The organism is Aliiroseovarius crassostreae, from assembly GCF_001307765.1.
Classification (GTDB): Bacteria; Pseudomonadota; Alphaproteobacteria; order Rhodobacterales; family Rhodobacteraceae; genus Aliiroseovarius; species Aliiroseovarius crassostreae.
On sequence record NZ_LKBA01000006.1, the window covers coordinates 618,915 to 641,656 of the forward strand.

Annotated in this window: 22 protein-coding genes, 1 tRNA gene and 3 pseudogenes; 13 read left to right on the top strand and 13 right to left on the bottom strand. The window is 57.4% G+C overall.

The annotated features are described in order from the left end of the window. Window position 1 precedes the first annotated feature (1 nt). The 4 genes from AKJ29_RS09365 to AKJ29_RS09380 are packed head-to-tail and all read left to right on the top strand — an operon-like array spanning window position 2 to window position 4,788. Window positions 2–793 carry an SDR family oxidoreductase gene (locus AKJ29_RS09365; protein ID WP_055190149.1) on the top strand — a complete coding sequence of 264 codons (792 nt, stop codon included), beginning with the start codon at window positions 2–4 and terminating at the stop codon, window positions 791–793. Window positions 794–809: 16 nt separating this feature from the next. Next, complete coding sequence (locus tag AKJ29_RS09370) at window positions 810–2,462, top strand: thiamine pyrophosphate-binding protein (RefSeq protein ID WP_055190152.1); 1,653 nt, start codon at window positions 810–812, stop codon at window positions 2,460–2,462. Window positions 2,463–2,467: 5 nt separating this feature from the next. After that, window positions 2,468–3,292, top strand: coding sequence for an aspartate dehydrogenase (locus AKJ29_RS09375; protein ID WP_063139431.1), 825 nt, complete (start codon window positions 2,468–2,470; stop codon window positions 3,290–3,292). An 11-nt stretch (window positions 3,293–3,303) separates the two neighbouring features. Beyond that, window positions 3,304–4,788 carry an aldehyde dehydrogenase gene (locus AKJ29_RS09380; protein ID WP_055190156.1) on the top strand — a complete coding sequence of 495 codons (1,485 nt, stop codon included), beginning with the start codon at window positions 3,304–3,306 and terminating at the stop codon, window positions 4,786–4,788. A gap of 191 nt (window positions 4,789–4,979) precedes the next feature. Here the strand turns inward: AKJ29_RS09380 and AKJ29_RS20660 are convergent. From AKJ29_RS20660 to AKJ29_RS09420, 8 genes and pseudogenes are all read right to left on the bottom strand, one after another. Then, window positions 4,980–5,132: pseudogene (locus AKJ29_RS20660) on the bottom strand (IS30 family transposase); the annotation flags it as partial. A 640-nt stretch (window positions 5,133–5,772) separates the two neighbouring features. After that, window positions 5,773–7,419 (bottom strand): SMP-30/gluconolactonase/LRE family protein, encoded by a 1,647-nt coding sequence (locus tag AKJ29_RS09385; RefSeq protein ID WP_083432495.1) that lies wholly within the window; start codon window positions 7,417–7,419, stop codon window positions 5,773–5,775. Beyond that, a pseudogene (gene tnpC / locus AKJ29_RS20665) lies at window positions 7,419–8,284 on the bottom strand (IS66 family transposase); the annotation flags it as partial. The gene AKJ29_RS09385 and the pseudogene tnpC, both read right to left, overlap by 1 nt. Before the next feature lie 479 nt (window positions 8,285–8,763). Continuing rightward, window positions 8,764–9,105, bottom strand: a complete 342-nt coding sequence (gene tnpA, locus AKJ29_RS09395; RefSeq protein ID WP_235477396.1) for an IS200/IS605 family transposase — start codon at window positions 9,103–9,105, stop codon at window positions 8,764–8,766. Continuing rightward, window positions 9,024–9,841 (bottom strand): annotated as a pseudogene (locus AKJ29_RS20560) (IS3 family transposase); the annotation flags it as partial. The pseudogene AKJ29_RS20560 and the gene tnpA, both read right to left, overlap by 82 nt. A 147-nt stretch (window positions 9,842–9,988) precedes the next feature. Beyond that, window positions 9,989–10,306, bottom strand: a complete 318-nt coding sequence (locus AKJ29_RS09410) for a type II toxin-antitoxin system RelE/ParE family toxin (protein ID WP_055190161.1) — start codon at window positions 10,304–10,306, stop codon at window positions 9,989–9,991. A 4-nt stretch (window positions 10,307–10,310) separates the two neighbouring features. Continuing rightward, entirely contained in the window at window positions 10,311–10,565 is a 255-nt protein-coding gene (locus AKJ29_RS09415) for a ribbon-helix-helix domain-containing protein (RefSeq protein WP_055190162.1), read from the bottom strand. Between the two features lie 99 nt (window positions 10,566–10,664). Then, window positions 10,665–10,970 (bottom strand): XRE family transcriptional regulator, encoded by a 306-nt coding sequence (locus tag AKJ29_RS09420; RefSeq protein ID WP_175502282.1) that lies wholly within the window; start codon window positions 10,968–10,970, stop codon window positions 10,665–10,667. A gap of 250 nt (window positions 10,971–11,220) precedes the next feature. Here AKJ29_RS09420 and AKJ29_RS09425 point away from each other — a divergent pair, with 250 nt between their 5' ends. The 3 genes from AKJ29_RS09425 to AKJ29_RS09435 are packed head-to-tail and all read left to right on the top strand — an operon-like array spanning window position 11,221 to window position 14,617. Continuing rightward, window positions 11,221–12,792, top strand: a complete 1,572-nt coding sequence (locus tag AKJ29_RS09425) for a recombinase family protein (RefSeq protein ID WP_055190164.1) — start codon at window positions 11,221–11,223, stop codon at window positions 12,790–12,792. After that, window positions 12,792–13,703 carry a plasmid partitioning protein RepB C-terminal domain-containing protein gene (locus AKJ29_RS09430; RefSeq protein WP_055190165.1) on the top strand — a complete coding sequence of 304 codons (912 nt, stop codon included), beginning with the start codon at window positions 12,792–12,794 and terminating at the stop codon, window positions 13,701–13,703. Before AKJ29_RS09425 ends, AKJ29_RS09430 begins: the two co-directional genes overlap by 1 nt. Further along, window positions 13,700–14,617 carry a plasmid partitioning protein RepB C-terminal domain-containing protein gene (locus tag AKJ29_RS09435; RefSeq protein ID WP_055190166.1) on the top strand — a complete coding sequence of 306 codons (918 nt, stop codon included), beginning with the start codon at window positions 13,700–13,702 and terminating at the stop codon, window positions 14,615–14,617. The genes AKJ29_RS09430 and AKJ29_RS09435 overlap by 4 nt, the downstream gene beginning before the upstream one ends. A gap of 196 nt (window positions 14,618–14,813) precedes the next feature. Here AKJ29_RS09435 and AKJ29_RS09440 read toward each other — a convergent pair whose 3' ends face one another. Next, the gene (locus AKJ29_RS09440) at window positions 14,814–15,698 is read right to left on the bottom strand and encodes a Shedu immune nuclease family protein (protein ID WP_161805395.1); all 885 of its coding nucleotides are present in this window, start codon (window positions 15,696–15,698) and stop codon (window positions 14,814–14,816) included. On the opposite strand from AKJ29_RS09440, the gene AKJ29_RS19295 reads away from it, so the two are divergent. Both AKJ29_RS19295 and AKJ29_RS20565 read left to right on the top strand, forming a co-directional pair. Further along, window positions 15,678–16,136, top strand: coding sequence for a DUF4145 domain-containing protein (locus tag AKJ29_RS19295; RefSeq protein ID WP_161805396.1), 459 nt, complete (start codon window positions 15,678–15,680; stop codon window positions 16,134–16,136). The two genes, AKJ29_RS09440 and AKJ29_RS19295, sit on opposite strands and share 21 nt — an antisense overlap. Continuing rightward, complete coding sequence (locus tag AKJ29_RS20565; protein WP_074963727.1) at window positions 16,061–16,294, top strand: DUF5655 domain-containing protein; 234 nt, start codon at window positions 16,061–16,063, stop codon at window positions 16,292–16,294. Before AKJ29_RS19295 ends, AKJ29_RS20565 begins: the two co-directional genes overlap by 76 nt. A 74-nt stretch (window positions 16,295–16,368) precedes the next feature. On the opposite strand, the gene AKJ29_RS09455 is transcribed toward AKJ29_RS20565, so the two are convergent. Both AKJ29_RS09455 and AKJ29_RS09460 read right to left on the bottom strand, forming a co-directional pair. Further along, window positions 16,369–16,458 (bottom strand) — tRNA-Ser (locus tag AKJ29_RS09455). An 87-nt stretch (window positions 16,459–16,545) separates the two neighbouring features. After that, window positions 16,546–17,052, bottom strand: a complete 507-nt coding sequence (locus AKJ29_RS09460) for a MarR family winged helix-turn-helix transcriptional regulator (RefSeq protein ID WP_055190171.1) — start codon at window positions 17,050–17,052, stop codon at window positions 16,546–16,548. Window positions 17,053–17,154: 102 nt separating this feature from the next. Between AKJ29_RS09460 and AKJ29_RS09465 the strand changes: the two genes are divergently transcribed. Next, window positions 17,155–17,754, top strand: coding sequence for a YceI family protein (locus AKJ29_RS09465; protein WP_055190173.1), 600 nt, complete (start codon window positions 17,155–17,157; stop codon window positions 17,752–17,754). Next, window positions 17,754–18,326 (top strand): cytochrome b, encoded by a 573-nt coding sequence (locus AKJ29_RS09470; RefSeq protein ID WP_055190175.1) that lies wholly within the window; start codon window positions 17,754–17,756, stop codon window positions 18,324–18,326. Before AKJ29_RS09465 ends, AKJ29_RS09470 begins: the two co-directional genes overlap by 1 nt. A gap of 59 nt (window positions 18,327–18,385) precedes the next feature. Here AKJ29_RS09470 and ychF read toward each other — a convergent pair whose 3' ends face one another. Further along, a complete protein-coding gene (ychF, locus tag AKJ29_RS09475; protein ID WP_055190177.1) occupies window positions 18,386–19,483 on the bottom strand; it encodes a redox-regulated ATPase YchF in 1,098 nt (365 codons plus the stop codon). 368 nt (window positions 19,484–19,851) lie between these two features. Between ychF and trpA the strand changes: the two genes are divergently transcribed. Both trpA and AKJ29_RS09485 read left to right on the top strand, forming a co-directional pair. Continuing rightward, entirely contained in the window at window positions 19,852–20,655 is an 804-nt protein-coding gene (trpA, locus tag AKJ29_RS09480; protein ID WP_055190179.1) for a tryptophan synthase subunit alpha, read from the top strand. A gap of 331 nt (window positions 20,656–20,986) precedes the next feature. Next, entirely contained in the window at window positions 20,987–22,162 is a 1,176-nt protein-coding gene (locus AKJ29_RS09485) for an alpha-hydroxy acid oxidase (protein WP_055190181.1), read from the top strand. A gap of 42 nt (window positions 22,163–22,204) precedes the next feature. Here AKJ29_RS09485 and AKJ29_RS09490 read toward each other — a convergent pair whose 3' ends face one another. Continuing rightward, window positions 22,205–22,669, bottom strand: coding sequence for an ACT domain-containing protein (locus AKJ29_RS09490; RefSeq protein WP_055190183.1), 465 nt, complete (start codon window positions 22,667–22,669; stop codon window positions 22,205–22,207). Window positions 22,670–22,742 lie beyond the last annotated feature (73 nt).

The window sequence follows — 22,742 nt, forward strand, 5'->3', positions numbered from 1 at the left end:
GATGGATCTGGGGTTGTCTGGTAAAACGGCGGTGATCACGGGCGGATCATCCGGGATCGGATTAGCGACTGTGAAGCTGTTCCTACAGGAAGGCGCGAATGTCGCGTTCTGCGCGCGTGGGGCCGAGCGGCTGAATGCCGTACATCGGGAACTTGCCGCCGAGTTTGGTGAAGAACGCCTTCTGTCGCAGGCCTTCTCGGTCCTGGACAGAAGTGAGGTGGACACCTTTGCCAAGGCCGTGCGGGATCAGTTTGGCGGCTGCGACGCGCTGATCACCAACGCGGGTCAAGGCCGAGTGTCGACCTTTGCCGACACCGAAGACGATGACTGGCGGAATGAACTGGACCTGAAGTTCTTCAGCCAGATCCTTCCTGTTCGTGCCTTTCAGGACATGCTTGTTTCAAGCGGTCAGGGGTCGATCACGGCGGTGAATTCCTTGCTGGCCTATCAGCCCGAACCGCACATGGTCTGCACCTCTGCAGCCCGCGCCGGGGTGCAGAGCCTTCTGAAATCGCTCGCAACTGAACTTGCGCCAAAAGTGCGCGTAAATTCGATTCTGATCGGCCTCGTGGACAGCCAGCAATGGCAGCGCCGTTTCGAGGCCCGTGAGGATCGCAACCAAACACGCGGCGAGTGGTTCTCAGCACTTGCTCGTAGAAAAAAAATTCCGCTGGAACGGCTTGGCCAACCTGAAGAGGCTGCACGTGCACTCGCCTTCTTGGCTTCTCCCTCCACCAGCTATGTGACCGGTGCTCAGCTCGAAATCTCGGGTGGTGTTTCGCGGTATATCTGACAATCAGGACAGGACCATGACGGAAACAGTAGGCTATCAGATTGCAAACGCGCTCGCGGATGCAGGCGTTAAAGCGATTTTTGGCGTAATCTCAATTCACAACATGCCAATTCTTGACAGCATTGCGGAACAGGGCCGCATTCGCTTCATTCCCGCTCGGGGTGAAGCCGGCGCCATGAACATGGCCGATGCCTATTCCCGCGTCTCCGGCGAAGTCGGCGTGGCCCTGACCTCGACCGGCACGGCCGCAGGTAACGCGGCGGGCGCACAGGTAGAAGCCCTGACCGCAGGCAGCCGCGTTCTGCACATCACGACGCAGGTGGACCGCCAATTCATGGACCAGGATCGCGCGGCCATTCACGACGTGCCGAAACAGCCCGAGATGCTGAAAGGGATTTCGAAATCCTACTTCCGCATCTGGGACGACAAATCTGCCGTTTCAACGGTTGAGGCCGCCATTCGCGCCGCGGTCACCCCGCCCGCCGGTCCTGTAAGCCTCGAAATCCCCGTGGATGTCCAGCGTCTGCCCGCCATCCAGGGGCAAAAGGCAATCATGCCCAAGCCGACGCGCCCTCAGGCGGATCCGGCTCAGATTTCTGCGCTGGCCAAACTGGTGAAGGACGCCAAGCGCCCGCTGATCTGGCTGGGGGGCGGTGCGCGCGAAGCCTCTGCCCAGGCAGAGGAGCTGGTCGCGCGCGGATTTTGTGCCGTGACCTCGACGCAAGGCAGGGCCACCGTGGCCGAGGACAACCCGGCCACTCTCGGTGCGTTCAATATGACGCCGGAAGCGCAGGAGATTTATGCAAAATCGGACCTAATGATCGTGGTGGGATCGCGTTTGCGCGGCAATGAAACCCTGAACAACAAGATGGTGCTGCCCAAGCCTTTGATCCAGATTGACGCCGAGCCGACCCAGGGCGGGCGCAATTATCCGGTGGACATGTTCATTCACGCAGATGCTGGTCTTGCCCTGCAGGCGCTTCTGGACGCACTTCCCGCAAAGCTGGATGTCGACGCAAACCACATTCACGACATCTCTGTCGCACGTGCCAAATCCGAAGGGGCCTTGCGCGGTCGTCTTGGACCGTATCAGGTTGTCGCAGATAAACTGCTTGAGGTGATCCCAGAAGGCAAACACCCCTGGGTGCGGGATGTGACCATTTCGAATTCGACCTTTGGCAACCGATATGTGCAGATCGGCGCACCCAATCTGGGCGTTCATGCGCTTGGCGGAGGTATCGGTCAGGGGATCGCAATGGGCATCGGCGCGGCCGTCGCCTCGCCCGAAGCACGCACAGTGACCCTGCTGGGTGACGGTGGGTCCATGCTTGGCATTGCCGAACTCATCACCGCCGTCGATGAAGGACTGAACCTTGTCTACCTCTTGATGAACGACAGCGCCTATGGCGTGATCGAAAACATCCAGGACGCTCAATATGACGGTCGCCGTCACTATTCTAAAATCAAGGTGCCCGACTTTGGTAAGCTGTGTAGCTCGATCGACCTGCCGCATATGAAGGTGGATACCATTGATGCTTTCAGAGCAGCCTTTGACGAGGCAATGGCAAAAACCGGCCCAGTTCTGCTGGAAGTCGACATGGTGAAAATCGGCCCGTTTGCCGAGCAGTTCTCGGGCCCTCCGGCCGGTGCTGCAGGAAACAAGGTGTGATCGCCATGAACAGACTGGGCATTATCGGGTTTGGAGCGATTTCCCAATCGCTCATCGAGGTGCTGCGTGAGCAGGGCCAGACCTACAGTTCGCTTGCTCTGCTGGTTCTGCCAGAAAAAGAGCAAGAGACGCGGGTGAAAGCAGAGGCGCTTTGTGGCAAGGCGGTCCAGAATCTGGTCGTGACAGGAGATTTGGAAACCTTTCTTGAAACGCGACCAGAGCTGGTGGTTGAATGCGCGGGACACAGCGCAGTGTTAAAATACCTCAAGCCGATCTGTGACGCCGGGACAAACGTTGTTCTGGCCTCAATCGGTGCGCTGTCAGACCCTGACCTTTATGATCTCGTTTGGGACGCAGCCCGCAACAGCCCCGCACAAGTTCAGCTTCCGGCCGGGGCAATTGGCGGTATTGACGTTCTTGCTGCGGCCCGTCTGTCCGGGATTACGTCTGTCGTCTATACAGGTCGCAAACCGGCAAATGCCTGGGCCGGCACACCGGCAGAGAAAAAGCTGAACCTGAACGAATTGACGGAACCAACCGTCTTTTTTGAAGGGTCGGCACGCGAAGCAGCGCAGGAATATCCGAAGAACGCGAATGTCGCCGCAACGCTTGCACTCGCAGGGATTGGCATGGATGATACTCAGGTGCGCCTAATAGCGGATCCAACCACAACCAAGAACACCCATGAGTATTCTGTGGTCTCGGGAGCGACGGAGTACTCGATGCGCATGACCGGTAAGGCCTCGGCATTGAACCCCAAAACCTCAATGACGACTGTATACAGCCTCGCACGGGCCGTTCTGAACCAATCCGCAGCGATCGTAATCTAAGGAGCAATTTGATGAGTCAGGACTTCCCTGAAAACGAACTCTTTATCGGGGGCGAGTGGCGTAAGGGCCGCGGTGCTGAAATCCGGTCGATCTTCGCCGCTGAAAACACCGAGAACACCGTCATCAACGGGGCCTCGCAAGAGGATGTTCTAGTTGCGCTGGAGCGTGCGAAGGCCGCACAGGCCGATCCGGCATGGGCGTTTTTGAAACCACATGAACGCGCTACTTATCTGTATCGAATTGCAGATGGGATTACCCGAAACATCGAAGAGATTTCCTGGCTTCAGTCGCGCGACACCTCCAAAAGCCAACGCGAGGCGCGGGCGTTAGCAGCCTCTGCGGCAGCGACTTTCCGCTATTTCGGCGCCGTGCTGGAAACCTCAGACGATTTGCTTACGACCCCTCGGGGCGATTATCTGACCGCATCAGTTTATGAACCACTGGGTTTGGTCGGGGCAATCACGCCCTGGAATTCTCCGATCGCTTCTGATGCTCAAAAACTGGCCCCGGCGCTGGCAGGGGGCAATGCTGTCTTGCTGAAACCGGCCAGTTGGTCGCCGCTGGTTTCGCTGTATCTGGCCCGTATCGCGGAAGAGGCAGGGCTGCCCAAAGGCCTGTTGTCCGTTCTCCCCGGATCCGGGCGTGAGGTGGGCAATTTCCTGGTCGAACATCCTGATATTGACAAGGTAACATTTACCGGCGGAACCGCGACCGGGCGCAAGCTGGCGCATATCGCGGCCGAAAAACTCATGCCGATTTCACTGGAACTTGGCGGGAAATCACCCACCATCGTATTCGACGACTGTGATATCGACCAGGCAATTGCGGGCATCATGTTCGGCATCTTTTCGTCTTCGGGCCAGTCCTGCATCGCAGGCTCGCGCCTGTTCGTTCAGCGATCAATCTACGACGAATTCGTCTCTCGCCTGGTCCAGGCGACCGAGGCCCTGAAAACCGGCCATCCCTTTGACGAAAATACCCAGGTATCGTCGATGGTGCATCACGACCATCGCAGCTCGGTCGAAGACTACATCGCCCTGGCACGTTCCGAAGGAGGGGAAATCCTCACCGGAGGGGGGCGCCCCGACAATCCAGCCTTGGCAGAAGGGGCCTATCTGCAACCGACGATCATCGCCGGTCTCGATAATACGGCGCGCACCTGTCGGGAAGAGATCTTTGGCCCGGTTCTTGTGGTCATGCCCTTCGACGATGAAGCCGATGTCATCGCGCAGGGGAATGATAATGAGTACGGGTTGGCCTGTGGTATCTGGTCGAAAGATGCGCCGAAATGCTGGCGTATCGCACAGGCCATTCGTGCGGGGACCGTTTGGATCAACACCTACAAGGTATTCTCGATCTCCACCCCATTTGGTGGTGATGGCGCAAGTGGTATGGGACGTGAAAAGGGTCGCGATGGATTGCGTGCCTATCAGCGCCAAAAATCGATCTATCAGGACCTTACGGGGCTTCCACACCCTTGGGCGCGTATAGGATAGCAATTTCAAATTGATCTGATGACACGCTCCCAAAAATGAACCGGGTGATGTCATCACATCAGAAAATGGCTCCTATACCAACCGCTCTAACGGCGGACCGGTGCCCATTCACTTTTTGTGATCGATGTGATGATATTCGTTTTTTGGTCGAAGACGTTCCAAGCGCGGCTGCATTTGCCGATGATTTCGCTGTATCGACGGGCGCGTTTATTCTGGCTCTCAACCGATCCCTTTTGCAAAAGCGCCTGCGGATCGCAGAAACAACTATCAGTTCCAGTACCAGACTTGACCGACACCATTCGCGGCATTCAAAAGCCGCGATCAAAAGCGATCGATTGGCCTGCGTCAGCCAGCAGGAGAGCCACTCCCTGAACAAGCGTCTCCATGATCGGTTTGGCTTCAGGTGATGATCGAACGACAAGGCAGGCCAAGTGAACCACAAGAAGTTTCGGCGGATTTATCGCGAGGAGAAGCTTTAGCTGCGCCGCAGGGGTGATCGGAAACGGGCCCTGGGCACGCGAAGGCCAATGGTCGCCGCTTCCGCATCTTGACCGTTGTTGACGACACCACCCAAAGACCACACTCGGCGCTCGGAAACATGACGCCGAGGGAATTTGCAGAGAAAATGAACATGGACAAACTGGCCGCGTAACCCCATCAAACCAAAACCAAGCTCTCTCCGTGAAATGGTGGAAACTTGGGGCTCAGGTCAGAAGGATTGCAGCCACGCACAGCTGCAATGCATGGAAGCGAGCAGGCGCCCCCCTTTGATCCGTGCAAGGCAGCAACCCTAAAGTGTTTCGACTTATGATTGAGACACAATGATGAGGCGAAACGCTCGAAACCTACTGATGTTGCGGGCGTTTCGAAATCAACTTGTGTCTCAAGTCAATCTCGAAACGCTTTAGGGCAAAGGGGGTATTTCCGTCCGTGAGGCCACCGGATGCCCTGAAGACGACCTTTGGAGCGCAGCTCCTTGTGTTTTCAGTTCAAACCTTGTGAAGGTATTCTTGCAAACCATGGGGAATCGAGCGTCATTACATAAAGATGGTTTCCGGCGACTTTCCCACCTGATGTAATTCCTAAAGTGCCCTCGGGGTCCTGTAGTGTCTGGAGTATCCTTCCATCTCCATCGAACCTCACAAGCATACCCCGTTCAATGGGCCTCGGTCTTACCAGCGACCCAAGTCGCCAAATGACCTGCCGAAGGAAAGGATAGGGCATTAATTTTTCTGACGGGATACGCGGGCTGGCAAACGCAAGCCAAAAGGTTCCATCCCCCTGTGCTTCAAGATTGTCTGGATAGCCGGGAAGATTATCCAAAAACACCTCCCGCTGTCCTTCCTTAGGACCCTTTATCCAGAGCTTGTGCACCTGGGCCCGGCCAGTTTCGTTGATCAAAAGAAAATCTTCGTTCGGGGACAGGGCAATACCATTTGCGTAGACAAAACCATCAGCGAGCATTTCCGTTGTTCCATTTGGCAATATTCTTGCGACAAACCCTGTGTCGGACTGTTCCCATATTGTTAAAACAGAGGTCGGCTTAGTACCGCCCATGGTTTCAGGATCAAATCGGTCCGTCGAATTTGAAAAGTAAATTGTACCATCAGAAGCAACAGCTATTTGATTGGCATAAGTGATCGGTTTTCCGTCAAAATGGCTCAATACGGTCTCTAGGGTTCCGGGGCCGGACCAGCGCATTATTCCTCGGAAGCTATCAGCAATATACAAAGCGCCATCAGGCCCGCTATCAAGGCCCAATGGGCGGCCGCCCAAACGGTCTACCTCAATCGGCTTTTCACCATCGATGCGGTAGAGTACTCCAGATAACGAGGTAGTATATATCACCCCATCCGGCATTACCGCGAGGTCCTCCGGACCTATTTCATCACCAAGCAAATGAACTATCTCAGACGACTCCAGAGCATTATTTACCGCAAAGGCGCCTGTGAAACCTGTTGATTTAGGTGGATAATAGGCTACGGGCTTGACGGGCACAGGCCAAGCCAACAGATACCCGATAAAGAAAACAAGGGCTGCGAGTGCAACGCTCAGGATCTTGGATGTCAAAGTTCTTTCGGTTTTTTCGCTGATGGCCGTTGGATCATCAGGGAACAATCGCAACAAGAAAATGGCGACAATCATGGCGACGAGCGCGCAGGCAACCGCACCAATCATATCTAGGGGATAGTGGGCGCCAACATAGATACGAGCCCAAGCGGCTAGCACCCCAAGCCCCAAAATCATCCCGCCTAAGCCTCGCACATATGTTTTCGCCAGAACCAGCATGCTTGCGGCGATGGAAAAAATAATTGTTGCGTGAAGGCTTGGAAAAGATGGGGAGTCAGATTGCGGGATCAGCGAAATTCCCACCCCCGCAGCAGTCGGACGCTCCACGGGGAAAAACGACCGAATTAACATGGCAATGACGATGGCAGTAATGACAGAAAGTACAGCAATCAGCGCTATTCTTTTTTGCTTGTGCCAAGTTGTCCATATCCAAAAGTGGAACAGAGCCACCGCAATAAGCAGCGGCCACTGAGCACCCCACAATGCGAGGGAAGTTGTCCACATTGCCGTTGTCGTTTCTGCATTCAGTGCCAGAAACATTTGTTCGTTCCAATTGCTCATCAGTGTCTCCCCTCCTCTTTCATTCCCTGGCTCAAAGCTAACTGCCGCGACATAAGCTCACCGATACGGTTGATCTTGTGATCCGAGAGGCGCTCAAGCCCCATGTGAGCCAGACTTCGGGATCGACGTTGTTCATCTTGGCGATCTCAATGAGGGTATATGCGATGGCGGCAGCTTTGCCACCACCGACGGCCCCCATGAAAAGGTAGTTTTTGCGTCCAAGAGTGATGGGGCGGATCAAGCGCTCACATATGTTTTTGTCCAGCTCCAAGCGCCCATCACTGAGATAGGCGCGCGCCTTGGGCATGCGGTTCAATGCATAGCTGATCGCTGCGGCCAGTTTGATTTTGCCCGAGATTTTAGGGAGTTGGGTTTGCAGCCAGGCTTCCAACTCATTGAAGATTGGCTTCGCCTTCTCCTGGCGCAGGGCACCGCGCTCTTCAGGGGATTTGCCCTTGGCTTCCTTCTCAACCGCGTAAAGCTCCGCAATCTGCCTGATGGCGTGTTTTGCGATATCCGAGCCGGTACGCTCGAATTTGCGGTGAACATGCACCAAACAGGCTTGTTCATCGGCTTTGTCTTTACCAAACAGCCCGTTGCCCCCCGCATAGCCATCTGCATACACAGTGCCGGTATAGCCCGAGAGGTGATTGAGTAGGTGTTCGCCCTTGCGGTCCGTGCTGAACTGATACCACGCGCAGGGCGGCACGTCTCCACACCACGAACGTTCATCGCGCACATAACTCCAGAGCCGGGCGGTTTGGATTTTCTTGGGATTGAGCCTGCTTTGCAGTTTGCCGGACATGTCATCGACAAAGAGTGCGTGGCCCGCCCTGACCAGTTTGCCGACATGATCGGCCAGCGGCGTCTCATGCTGGTAGGGTAGAGATTGAACCTCTGCCATCAAACGCTCGCTGACAGCACGAGGCTCAGCGGGGTCTTCTGGCAAGGATTTGAGGGCATTCAACATGCGCGGCTTATACCGGAATGCGTTTCTGGATGGAATGCAAAACCGCGCCAAAGCCCATGTTTTTTCGGGCTTTATCCTATCCCACCGTGGTAGGCGTCCAGGTCTTCTGCGGCATACGCCAGTCGATACCTTCCAGCAGTATCGACAGCTGGGACAAGGGTGATGAAACGCGCCAGTTCGTGCTTGATCTGGGCATAGTCCGGCTGTTCCGCCAAAGGCGATGTGAACCGCGGCGGGTTTTACCGGAGGCTCCAACTCATGAGTAGGATGGAGCATCATGAACAAGACAACGAACAAGTATTCCCCGGAAGTGCGCGAACGAGCCGTGCGGATGGTTTTGGACAGTGAATGACTACCGGCTGACGCCGGTAGCATCATTTGGAGGAATGTAATTCCAGATACTGCATGATGATGTCGTCGGAGACATTGCCCGAAGTGGTGGAAAAGTACCCACGCGCCCAAAAGCGCCTGCCCCAGTAGCGTTTGCGCAGTTCGGGAAATTCCATCTGGATGCGGCGGGAGGAACGGCCCTTGATCCTCTGCATGACATCCGACAGCGACAATTTCGGCGGGATCGACAGGAACATGTGGACATGGTCTCGCGCCAGCACACCGCGCACGATGTGAACGCCCATTTCGGCGGAGTCCTGAATGCTACCGCCATCTTCAACGCCCGGATCGCCAAATCGCGCTTCATGCGATTGCTGACTGCCCAGCCGATCACACGCCGGGAATGCAGGCCCAGAACGACGGCCAGATACAGCCATCCCTCACGCGTCCCGACATAGCTGATATCGCCCGCCCATTTTTGGTTGGGCTGGTCAGCAGTAAAGTTGCGATCCAACAGGTTCGGCGCAATGTTGAACGTGTGAGTGCTGTCGGTTGTCACCTTGTGTTTGCGGGTTCTCACAACGGATATGCCGTTCTGACGCATCAAGCGGCCTACACGGCGGTGCCCGACGTTCAGGCCAATCTCTTTCAGCTCTTCCGTCATGCGCGCTCTGCCATAGCTGCCCAAACTGAGACGCGACTGCTCTTTGATATGTGCCAGCGTCACCAGATCGGACCGCTGCCTGCGGCTGGCGGGACGACTGCGGAAGGCCCGCAGACCACGTGAACTGACATCCATGACCTCGCAAAGACGGTTGGTCGGGAAATCGCGGTATGCTCTTCCCCTCTCGGGATCATGCTGCGCATGACCCTGCCGGGCAGTGGATGAACCTAAACCTCATGGCTTTTGGCCCGCGAAGAACTGCGTTGCTTTTTTAAGATCTCCCTCTCCTCCTTGAGGATGCGGATCTCGCGCCGAAGTCGTTCGTTCTCCCGCGCAAGCTCGAGGTCTTTGTCCGACACCACCTCAGTGTCGCGATGCGCCGTGCCCCACTTGTTCAATGTCGATAGGCCAACGCCCAGATCGTGAGCCACCTGTTTACCCACGTGAGCTTTCAACACTGTAAGCGTCTTACATGGCGATGCCGTCTGGCGAGAGCGGCATCCTCCCCAACTCCAGTAAGTAGGTGTCTTCTATTACCGCTGGACCGTGCAAAAATTGACGATTCCACGCTGCGCAAATCTGATGCGCCGTGAAAAGGCGTCCGATCAACCGAGCCCGAAATCTTCCCCAAACCGGTCGATCTGATGCATGCGCTCATGCAGGATGGTCACGATCCCGATGTCGCCATTCGATAGATGACGCCAGTAGACGAAATGACGCTCGTATCGAAAGAAGAACCCTTCAACACCAAACTCGGCTGGGATCGGTTTCGACGCGACACCGTGTGCTGCTATCTTGTCGAAGGCGGCGAACAGGCCGGTTATGTATATCTCGGCTTGATCATCTCCCCACCTGTCACGGGTGTAGCGGTAGATGTCATCGAGGCGATGGGACGCTCCTTCTTGAATACGAATGGCGGCCACGGAGTCAGGTCCGGTTCCGTGCGATCACCTCGGCTGCCGTCAGCGCCTGATACGACTCCTCCGAGGACGCGAAGGCATGGGTCAGCTCGCCCTTCAGCCGGTTGAAGGCTTCCTGCTCCACCCTCTCCTTGTCACGCCGGATCAGGTCACGGATGTACTCGCTGACGTTCTCATAGGACCCGTCATCGCCTACGTTGGCCGACACGAAGTCACTCAGTGCCCCACCAAGGCGGACGGTCATCGTGGTCGTTCGGGACATGGCACGGCACCTCTCATCTCACCCGTATTCAATATAACCAAAAACGCACACAAAACAAGAGTGAGCTGCACCCTGCTCCTGCAAATCATCGTTCGCCCCTCAATCGTCTGCCTCCTCGACAATGTGGCGGCCCGCAAGTGCAAGAACAACATAGAGCACAGCATCCGAATGCCGCGCGAGGGCGATCAGATGGTCGCCGCTCGGCCCCCGCTCACCCGAGAACCAGTACTTCACGGTGCGTTCGCTGGCACCCGTCCAGCGCATGGCCATTTTGATTGCCCTGTGTGTGTCGTCCAACTCCTCGTGCAGAGCCATCGCTATGGCGGTTCGATAATCGGTTGGTTCGTCGACCAGGTGCACAAATGTGCCCATTTTCGGCACAACTGTGCCCATCTTCACGCGCATTTTCACGTCCTTCTTCGTTAAACAATTGAAGAACTATGAAAACGGCGGGCGTCGATTTTGTCCGTTGCGGGTCATTGAACCGCGCTTGACGGACACTACTGATTTCAGGAGCGAAGTAATGAATTGGAATTTGAAAAATGACTGCCGGGCAAACGGAAAGTCCTTGCCCGTTTCAGGAAACGACTTTCCAGACGCGCTTGCGTCAGATGGAAAAATAGAAACCAAACAATGCTGAAAAGGAAAACCCGATTTGAATAACGGTCGATACAACAGCGAGGGCAAAGGTGACGAGGCCGGACAGGATATTCCGGCGGTCGCCTATGTGCGGATGTCGACTGATCACCAGAAATACTCTACGGAAAACCAGCTCGACATCATTCGGGGTTACGCCACCGCCCGGGGTTTGCAGATCCTGCGCATCTTCGAGGACTCCGGTCGGTCCGGGTTGCGGTTGGACGGCCGCGAGGCACTGCAGAAGCTGATGGCCGAGGTCCGAGCCGGTCAGGCGGATTTCAGGGCCATTCTGGTCTATGACGTCAGCCGCTGGGGCCGGTTTCAGGATGCAGATGAAGGTGCCTACCACGAGCATGTCTGCTCCCGTGCCGAGATCCGCGTCCACTATTGCGGCGAGCAGTTCGAAAACGATGGCAGCATCGGCTCCAACCTGCTGAAAACCGTCAAGCGGGTGATGGCGGGCGAATACAGCCGCGAGCTTTCGGTAAAGGTCTTCGCCGGGCAATGCCGCCTGGTTGAGCTTGGATACCGCCAAGGCGGTGCGGCTGGATATGGGTTGCGCCGGGTACTGATCGACGAACACGGCAACCCGAAGGGTGCCTTGTCCCGCGGCCAACAGAAGAGTTTTCAGACCGACCGTGTCGTTCTCGTTCCGGGCCCTGAGCAGGAACAGGATGTCGTGCGCCGCATGTACCGAATGTTCGTCGAAGATGGCCGCTCGGAGCGTGAGATTGCGGAAACCCTGAATGCCGAGGGGCATCTGACGGATCTTGAGCGGCAATGGTCCCGGGCATCGGTGCACCAGGTCCTGACCAACGAAAAATACATCGGCAACAACGTTTACAACAAGGTGTCCTTCAAGCTGAAGCACAAGCGAGTGGTGAACCCTCGCGAGATGTGGATCCGGGCCGAGGGCGCCTACCCCGCCATTGTGGACGAGGTGCTGTTTCTGCGCGCACGCGAAATCGTCGACGCGCGCAGCCAGCATTTCACGGACGCAGAACTGCTCGAAGCCCTGCGCGCCGTGCTGAAACAGAAAGGCGTACTGTCAGGACTGATCATTGATGAACAGGACAACGTGCCATCCTCCAGCGCGTTCCGGAGCCGCTTCGGCAGCTTGCTGCGCGCTTACCAGATGATCGGTTACGAGCCAGAGCGCGACTATCGCTACGTCGAGATCAACCGGGCCTTGCGGCAGGCCCACCCCGGCATCGTAGCCCGGATCCTCGACGGTGTCGCGGAACGTGGAGGACAGGCGGCGCAGGATCCGGACACCGACCTGATCCGCATCAACGACGAGTTCACGGCGTCGGTGGTGTTGGCACGATGTTTCGAGACGCAGGGCGGTTCCCTGCGATGGCGCATCCGTCTCGATACTGGCCTGGTGCCCGACATCACGATTGCCGTGCGAATGGACGAATTGAACGAAGCCCCGCGGGATTACTACCTACTGCCGAGCATCGACATGACCATGGCCAAGTTGAGGTTGGCCGAGCAGAACGGGCTGTCGCTGGACGCCTACCGCTTCGACACGCTCGACTATTTTTATGCGCTCGCTGGCCGGGCCCGGATCACGGAGGCCGCCTGATGCCAGACGACGCCCAAGACATCGCCCGGAAACAGGTCACTCTCATCCCCACCGACCGGATCCGCATCCTCAATCCCCGTGTGCGCAACCGGCGCACTTTTGAGGAAATGGTCGAGAACATCGCGAAAATCGGTCTGAAGCGACCCATCACTGTAGCGCAGCGCGCCGGAACAGACCCTGCGGAATATGATCTCGTCTGTGGCCAGGGGCGGCTTGAGGCGTTCATGGAGCTTCAGCAGCATGCCATACCGGCCATCATCATCGACGCCGACGAGAGCGATTGCCTGGTCATGAGCCTCGTGGAGAACTGCGCGCGCCGCCAGCACAACCCGATCGACCTGATGCGCGAGATCGGTAACCTGCGCAAACGCGGCTACAACGACCGCCAGATCGCCAACAAGATCGGCGTCACGCCAGACTATGTCGGCATGATTGCGGGGCTTCTGGAGCGCGGGGAAGAACGGCTGGTCTCGGCCGTCGAAACCGGCCTTCTGCCGCTGAACCTCGCCATCGACATTTCAAAGACAGATGCCGAGGGCGGGCAGCGCGCTCTGATGGACGCCTACACCCAGAAAAAGCTGCGCGGTAAGAAACTGGCCGCCGTGCGCCGTCTCATCCAGCAGCGCGACGCACAGGGTCCGCACCTTCATCGCAACCGATATGGCAGAAGCGACGGTGCCAAGCGGCCCCTGACCAGCGACGCGCTTGTACGTGCCTATCAACAGGAAGCGGAGCGACAGAAGGTGCTGATCAAGAAGGCCGAGCTGACGCAGGGCCGCCTGATGTTTGTCGTAGAGGCATTTCGCTCGCTGCGCGATGATGACCACTTCCTGACGCTCCTGCGCGCGGAAGGACTGGACACCCTACCCACATATCTCGGTCAATCGCTGGATGCGGGAGCGGCAGAATGAGCCGGGGCAAGCGCAAAACCCCGGACGCGGTCACGCTTGGCTTCGAGAGCGATTGCGTCACGGTGCCGGTAGAGGCCGTCCTGCCTGCGCGCGCCCTCAGCGCATCCGTCAAATCCAGCCGCAAGTACCGCCAGATCACCGCGTCGATCAAAGAGGTTGGCTTGGTCGAACCGCCGGTGGTCACGCGATCCGCGGGTGAGGAAGACACCTACATGCTGCTCGATGGACACATCCGGATCGAGGTGCTGAAGGATCTCGGCATCGAACGGGTCGAATGCCTGATTTCCACGGACGACGAGGCCTTCACCTATAACAAGCGGATCAGCCGTCTTGCGCCCATCCAAGAGCACAAGATGATCCGCAAGGCCATCGAGCGCGGTGTCTCCGAGGAAAAGATCGCCCTGGCGCTGGACCTCAACCCGCGCAGTATTGTGCGCAAAGCCAAATTGCTCGACGGGATCTGCGAAGAGGCCGTCGGCATCCTGAAGGACAAACACTGTGCGACCTCCGTGTTCGAAATCCTGCGCAAGATGAAAGCCATGCGCCAGATCGAGGCGGCAGAGCTGATGATGAACGCGAACAATTATTCTCCGGCTTACATCTCTGCAATTCTGGCGGGGACGCCCCAGGCGCAGCTGGTGGACACCAAGAAACCCAAGAAGATGAGGGGCATCACCCCCGAGGCCATGGCCCGCATGGAGCGCGAGCTGGCCCGGCTGCAGGAAGGGATCACATCGATCCAGGCCTCCTACGGCCAGGACCACCTGCAGCTGACCGTCATCAAGGGGTATCTGGCAAAGCTGCTCGGGAATGCCAGGATCGTCCGGTATCTGATGCAGCATCGGCCGGAGTTTCTGACAGAATTTCAAGCCATCACTGAGATGGCATCTGCCCCACCGCCCGAGGCGGAATAGCCAAAGCGGCCACAACTGATGGGGACCCGGACCCGACAAGCGCGGGGACCGCAGGAGACGCCGGACAGTGGGCCGGATCGAGCGCGGCGGTGGGGATGGCGGCAACCCACCAAATTTCGTGCGCGTAGCGGGTCCGTTACTTTCGCCTTCCCCAACTGGGTCCAGAATTCATAGTGGGCTTGGATCATGCAGGCCCTCAAGACTTCTCCGGGCGTTTGCTGGGCTTGGCTTCGCGCAGATAAACCAGCAGGTTCTTCAGCATCTCCAGAACCTCATCAAACGTGACGATCCGCACCCCGTGGGAGTTCTTTCGATATAGCTGAAACGACCTGCGCTGATCCTTGTCTGTGGGCATCGTGCCAACGATCAGAACACAATCAATCTCATAGTCCGCGACTTCGTTTTCCCCATGCCAGTCGTTGTCAGACTGATGCAACGGAAACTTGCGGGTGAAGTGATACCGCTGATCAAGAACCTGCGTCACGCCGCCTGACAGCTCATCATGCGGGCCAAAGACGCCATCCCGGCACCTCTTCACCACAGGCGACTGAGGCTTTTTAATCTCGACAAGCGCAGCGTTGTTGTTGACGCTGTTCTTGTACAGAAAGTCTCCGATCTTCTCGCCCTTTCCGTCTATGCGCCGCCCGCCGACATAGGACTGCCCATTGACACAAACCAACGGATACCCAAACGCGAAAGACAGCAGGAAGGGGTCATCCTCAAAGAATTTTTGCCACTTATTTTCGTTGTGGTTCTTGCCCATCAGCTCTTCGAACTCTTGGATCGCCAGCTCCAGCCGGGTCAGTTCCAGCTCTGAAATCAGCTGCTCGGTGGCTTCGGGGGCTTGCTGGGCGAAGGTGCGGGCTGAACGGCCAAGCTCCGTAACGAGCGCCTTCTGTGCCTCTGGGTCTCGGAAGTCTGGATCAGCGGCGTAGTTCTGGATGAGCTGCCGAATTTCGTTTCGACCGAGCCTGAATGGGCGTGGCTGCTTGCCTGCTTGCTCGGCCAGCGCGTTGAAAACCGTCGTATCCTTGACTTCGCTCTCGGCTTTCTTCGCCCTTTGGTCGATGCGCTTCTCCAAGCGCTGCAAGACGAAGGCAAGCTTTCCCCACAGGAGCGGGAAATACTGAACCCGGTAGTGGAAGCCGGAAATGCCGCCGCACACCGAGGGTGGGCACCTACCAAAGAACAGCTAGCCGTCATTCTGGATACGGTTGAAGGGCTTCTTCACCGGCTCTTGGTACTTCCTACTCTCGCCGAAGAACTGAAAGAGGCGGTTCCAGATCGTGGCGGCAATGCTTCTGCTAAACCCGGCAAGCCTGTTGTCACAGTGAAGGACAAAATCGACGCCGCGCCGAAAGACGTTCGTGCAACGTACGATGAGCTTGCGAAGAAACTGGTGGCATTGGCGATGACGTTTCATTGCATCCACAGAAACACTACATGGCCTTTCGACGGAACAGGAATTTCGCTTCGGTCCAAGTCTACAATCAAAAGCGCGTCGTTCGCGTGTATCTGAACCTTGACCCTGATACAGTCGCACTTGACGCTTCCATGATGCGCGACGTTCGCCAGATCGGGCATTTTGGGACTGGTGATCTAGAAATCACGCTAAAAAACAAGAATGACATCACCAAGATAGATACGCTCATTGCCGCTAGCTATGCGGCTTCATAGCCATACATGAACTATGGGTAGGGCGTGGGTAGAATTGCCGCGCATCCAATTCCTTCAATGAAATCAATGTATGGTGGCGGAGACGAAGGGATTCGAACCCTCGAGACCCTTCCGGGCCTACTCCCTTAGCAGGGGAGCGCCTTCGACCACTCGGCCACGTCTCCGTCGACCCGTTTAATGGGATGCGACGGGGGGGGCAAGAGGGAAAAGTGAGAAAACCATGAAGCTTGTGCAATCCCCGACTTTGCGGGTCAACCGTCAGGCCTGGACGGATCGCGGGGCGGGAGCTTATGTGCAAACTTCTCTGCTATTTCATCGGAAAGGAGGTATTGCAGCCCCTGCCCCAAAGCATGAGCCAGATCTGCCGGCAGTTTTTCTTCGATTTCAGAGATCATCAACCCGCCATAGATCTGCCACATCCTGGCCCGCAGATCGCGCCCCGCCGCTGTGATGCGCAGCACCCGGCCCCGTCCATCATTTTCCGCGGCGCATTGGGTAACCAGGCCCGACGCGACCATTCGCTTGAGCGTGCGCGACAGGTTGGGTTGATCAAACAGACTGAAGCTTTCCAGCTCAAACTGGCGCAGCCCCTTGTCGCCGCCATTTTTTTCAAGCGCCCACAGGACATCATACCAGCGTGCATTGGGCAGGCCGGCACGCTTGAGTGCAGCCTCAAACGTGCCGGTTACCTGTCGGTGTGCCAAGTTTAGCAGCACCCAGATTGCTGTTGTACTGTCATTTGGGTTTGGTGTGTCCATCTCACATTCCAGTTATGACACCCTCGTTTCGCTTGCAAGGGCACAATTATTTAGATACATGCACATGCATCTAAATAACACAACACTGCTTGGAGTGATTCCATGAAACAGATCCTGCTTGGCACCGCCCTTGCCTCTTTGACCTTCACAACCGCCGCCAGTGCGGACATCTACAAATTTGATCCGGGCCATACCGAAATCCATTTCTACTACAATCACGCTGGCCTTTCCGATCAGCACGGCCAGTGGAAAGTGATCGACGGAGAGGTGGATTTCGACCCGGCCAATGTCGAAGCCACCAAAGTCACCGTCACCATTGATCCGGCCTCGATCGACACCGGCGTGACCGCGCTGGACGAGCATCTGAAAAGCGCCGATTTCTTTGATGTGGAAACCTATCCCACAATCACCTTCACCTCGACCGGGGTAGAACAGACCGGTGACAACACCATCAACCTGACCGGCGACCTGACCATCAAGGACAATACCAAGCCGATCACGATGGCTTTCACCCTCAACCATAATGGCGCCCACCCGCTGGGGGAATTCGTCGAATTCTATCAAGGCGACTGGATCGGCGTGCAGGGCACGGGCGAGATGCTGCGCTCAGATTACGGGGTGGGCATGTTTGCGCCGCTGACCTCGGATGAGGTGCGCCTGGGCATTTCGGCTGAACTGCGCAAAGGCGGATGGCCGGAGTAATGATCCGCAACACGCATACCAGTTGGGGGGCGCCTGCGCGCCTCCTGCATTGGGCCACGGCCGGGGTGATCCTGTTTTGCCTCGGGCTGGGGATATACATGACACAATGGGTCACCGATGCGCTGACCCAGTTTCCACTGATCCAGACACATAAAAGCTGGGGATTTGTGGCCTTTGTTCTGGCGGGATTGCGCATTGTCTGGCGGCTGATGAATCGCGCGCCCGATATGCCCGACCACATGCCGGCCCATGAACGTCTGGCCGCCCATCTGGGTCATCTTGCGCTTTACGCCCTGATGCTGATCATGCCGCTTTCCGGCTGGCTCATGGCGTCGGCCTCTCCCTTGCAGGATACGTTTGGCATCAAGAACAAGGTGTTTGACCTGTTTGAGATGTATGACCCGTTTGTGCCGGGCGACAAGGCGCTGTCTGAACTGTTTTCAACGGTTCATTTCTATGCGGCATGGGCGCTGGTGGCCGTTTTGATCGGCCATATCGGGGCGGCACTCTATCACCATCTCTACCACAAGGATGACGTGCTGAAACGTATGAGCTTCGGACGGTTTGACTGACCCTGAAACAAAAATGGCCGGAGCAATGCCCCGGCCGTTTTCATTGATCTTGCGCCCGATCAGGCGTTGAACAGGAAGTGCAGCACGTCACCATCCTTGACCATATAGCTCTTGCCCTCAGCGCGCATCTTACCCGCTTCCTTGGCCGGCCCTTCGCCCCCCAAAGCCACGTAATCATCATAGGCAATGGTCTCGGCACGGATGAAACCGCGCTCAAAATCCCCATGGATCACACCAGCTGCCTGCGGCGCCAAAGTGCCTTCGCGGATGGTCCAGGCCCGCGCCTCTTTCGGGCCAACCGTGAAATAGGTTTCCAGGTGGAGAAGTTCGTAACCGGCACGGATTAGCCGGTCGAGCCCCGCCTCTTCCAGCCCAAGCTCCTCAAGGAACATCTCCATGTCATCCGCGTCGAGCTGGCTGATTTCCTCTTCGATTTTGGCAGAAATCACCACTGAGGCGGCACCCTGTTCTTCAGCCATTTTCGCAACGGCATCCGAGTATTTGTTACCGGTCGCCGCATCGCCCTCATCCACATTGCAGACATAAAGGATCTTCTTGGTGGTCAGAAGCTGAAGCATGTTCCATGCTTTGCGGTCCTCGTCGTCCACCTCAACCGTGCGGGCGGGCTGACCGTTTTCCAGGGCCGCCATGGCCGCCTTCATCAACCGCTCCTGCTGAACCGCTTCCTTGTCGCCCCCACGCACCTTGCGCACGATGTTCTGAAGGCGCTTTTCGATCGATTCCATGTCGGCCAGCATCAGCTCGGTTTCGATCACTTCCGCGTCTTCGACCGGGTTCACGCGGCCTTCGACATGGGTCACATCGCCATCATCAAAACAGCGCAGGACATGGGCAATGGCATCCACTTCGCGGATATTGGCCAGAAACTGGTTGCCAAGACCTTCCCCCTTGGAGGCCCCTTTCACGAGCCCCGCAATATCGACAAAGGTCATCCGGGTGGGAATGATTTCCTTGGACCCGGCAATCGCCGCCAGCTTGTCCAGACGGCTGTCCGGGACCGCCACTTCCCCCACATTGGGTTCGATGGTGCAGAACGGAAAATTGGCCGCCTGTGCCGCAGCCGTTTTGGTCAGCGCATTGAAAAGCGTCGACTTGCCCACATTCGGCAGGCCCACGATGCCCATTTTGAAACCCATCACGGCCTCCGTTCATAGTATAACACGTATCTGTCGCCATAATTCGGCTGGACGCGTTCTAGGGCTTTGACCGTCAGGGCGCAAGTGGGCTGGCCCCACAGGAGAGGCAACGTTCCATGAAAATGCCCCCCTATGTGACCTTCAACAGCACATGCCGCGACACCTTTGAAACCTGCGCCCGCATTTTGGCGGAGAGGAGCTGTTTTTCCAGCTTTATGATGAAATACCCGGCGCTGAGACGCGGCCCAGGGCGAGCCTGCCCCTGCATGGACAGGCGCCCCCTTGATACGAAGACAAAAGACAGCCGGGATTGATTTCCCCGCCCGCTTCCGGCACATCGGTGAAGAGACAAGAACAGGGAACCACCGATGACACGCCCAGCAACCCGTATTGACGCCAAATTCGCCGAGCTGAAAGCTCAGGGCAAAAAGGCATTCGTTTCCTATACCATGGCCGGGGACCCGGACGTGGCCACGTCACTTGAGGTCATGAAAGGCTTGCCGGGGGCTGGCGTGGACGTGATCGAGCTGGGCCTGCCCTTCACAGACCCGATGGCAGATGGCCCGACCATCCAGCTGGCGGGGGGGCGTGCGCTGGACGGGGGCATGACCCTGCAAAAGACACTCGATATGGCGGCAGAGTTTCGCAAGAGCGACGACACCACCCCCATTGTGCTGATGGGTTATTACAATCCGATCTACAACCGCGGGGTCGACACGTTCCTGAAAGACGCCAAAGCCGCAGGCATCGACGGGCTGATCGTGGTGGACCTGCCGCCCGAAGAAGATGACGAGCTGTGCATCCCGGCGCAGGCCGCGGGCCTGAACTTCATCCGCCTCGCCACCCCCACCACCGATGACAAGCGCCTGCCCACCGTGCTGCAAAACACCTCGGGCTTTGTCTATTACGTCTCGGTCACCGGCGTCACCGGGTCGGCCGAAGCGCAAGCTGTCGACGTTGCCCCGGAAGTGGCCCGGATCAAGGCCAAAACCGATCTTCCCGTGATTGTCGGCTTCGGCGTGAACACGCCCGAGAAGGCCGAAGCCATTGCAGGGGCCGCCGATGGCACCGTGGTCGGGAGCGCCATCGTCAGCCAGATCGCCGCCGGGAAACCGGTGCGGGACGTGCTGGAATTTGTCAAATCCCTGGCCGACGGCGCCCATCGCGCCTGATCCGGCGACAGATACGCATGCTGCCCCCGGCGCTTCAGACGGGGGCAGGTTTTTTTAGGTGGACCGGGCAATTCCTCGCCGCCACCTTCTCCCCCCCTTCAAAGATGACCTCCTTTGACCGCAGCCCCCTGTGCCGCCCCGATCCGGGCGACACAGGGGGCTGTGGCTGGCCCAAGTCGTATGACATGGCTTTGCGCGCGAAACCCATGAGCCCATTTCCGCACGCGACCCCGAAGGGAAACAGCAGGCGAAAACCGCAGGACAGAAGAGGATTGCATAACCACATCTCAAGTGGTAAATAATTTTTACCAATTCAAGAAATGAGCCGATCATGCCCCTTCTCAACCCTGTCATCACCGAGGTCGAAGACCTGAAACGGATCTACAAACGCCGCGTCCCGAAGATGTTCTATGATTACGCTGAAAGCGGGTCCTGGACGGAACAGACCTTCCGCGAGAACACATCGGACTTCAACCGGATCTACTTCAAACAACGGGTCGCGGTGGATATGGACGGGCGGTCGACCAGGACGCAGATGATCGGGCGGGATGTGGAAATGCCTGTGGCACTTGCGCCGGTGGGGCTGACTGGCATGCAATGCGCCGATGGCGAAATCAAAGCGGCGCGCGCTGCGGAAAAATTCGGTGTGCCTTTCACCCTCTCCACCATGTCGATCTGCTCGATCGAAGATGTGGCGGAACACACCAACACGCCCTTCTGGTTTCAGGTCTACACGCTGAAAGATGATGATTTCATGCAACGTCTGTTTGATCGCGCCAAGGCGGCGGGATGTGACACGGTGGTGATTACGGTTGATCTGCAAATGCTGGGCCAGCGCCACAAGGATCTGAAAAACGGTCTGTCAGCCCCCCCCAAGCTGACGGTGAAATCGGTGGCCAACATGATGACCAAAGTGCAATGGGGCCTTGGCATGCTGGGCACCAAGCGGCGGTTTTTCGGCAATATCGTGGGGCATGCCAAAGGGGTCGAAGATCCCTCATCGCTCGCCACCTGGACCGCCGAGGCCTTTGACCCGTCCCTGGATTGGGACCGCATCCGCCAGTTCCGAAAAATGTGGGACGGCAAGCTGATCATCAAGGGGATCATGGAACCGGTGGACGCGCTGGAAGCCTGTAACGTCGGGGCGGATGCCATTATTGTCTCGAACCATGGCGGGCGCCAATTGGATGGAGCACTGTCTTCGATCCGTGCTTTGCCTGCCATTCTGGACGCGGTGGGCGACAAGATCGAAGTGCATATCGACAGCGGTATCCGCTCGGGGCAGGACGTTCTCAAGGCCGTCGCCATGGGGGCCAAAGGCACGTATATCGGCCGTGCCTTTGTCTATGGCCTCGGCGCGCAGGGCGAGGCCGGCGTGACCAAAGTCCTTGAAATGACAAAGAAAGAGCTGGAGGTGTCGATGGCATTTTGCGGCCATACGGACATCAACACCGTGACAAGGGATATCCTTTATGTCCCCAAAGGATTTTCGGGCGACTGGGAGTAGCCACCCCTCACGGATTTCCCAATCGACCCCCTGCCTGAGCCATCAGGCGGGGTTTTTCGTCTGACCGTCAGCGACCGTGCGGGCCAGATCCCGCAATAGCGCCATCGCCTCTTCGGCACGGTGTTCCGGCACGAACAGATGATCATGATAAAACCCGGATACCGGGTTCACCCCCATTCCCAGCGCGGCAAGCTCGGAGGCGATACGCGCGATAAGCCCCACCGCCTCAAGCGAGGAATGCACCTCAAGTGAAATCATCCGACAGGGAAAGACATGGTCGAGCCCCGCTGCCCGGGCCTCAGCCTGCGTGAGGATGAGTGTCACCCCCTCCGCCTCCTGAAAGGACATCCGTGGAGACACCCCCGCCGGGCAGGCCCCTTTGAGCGTTGCAAACACATATGTTTCCCCGTCGAGCCGGGGCGACAGGCTTGCCAGCAGCGTCGCCAGATCCGTTTCACCCGGTGTGCCGGGAGAAGCGGAAGTGGGGGAAGGAGAATTCAGTGACATGTAAACCTCGCCAATTGCGGGTCGTCCCGGATCGCCCTGTCAAAGCCGGGTCGTCCCGGCGGGCCTTGATCTT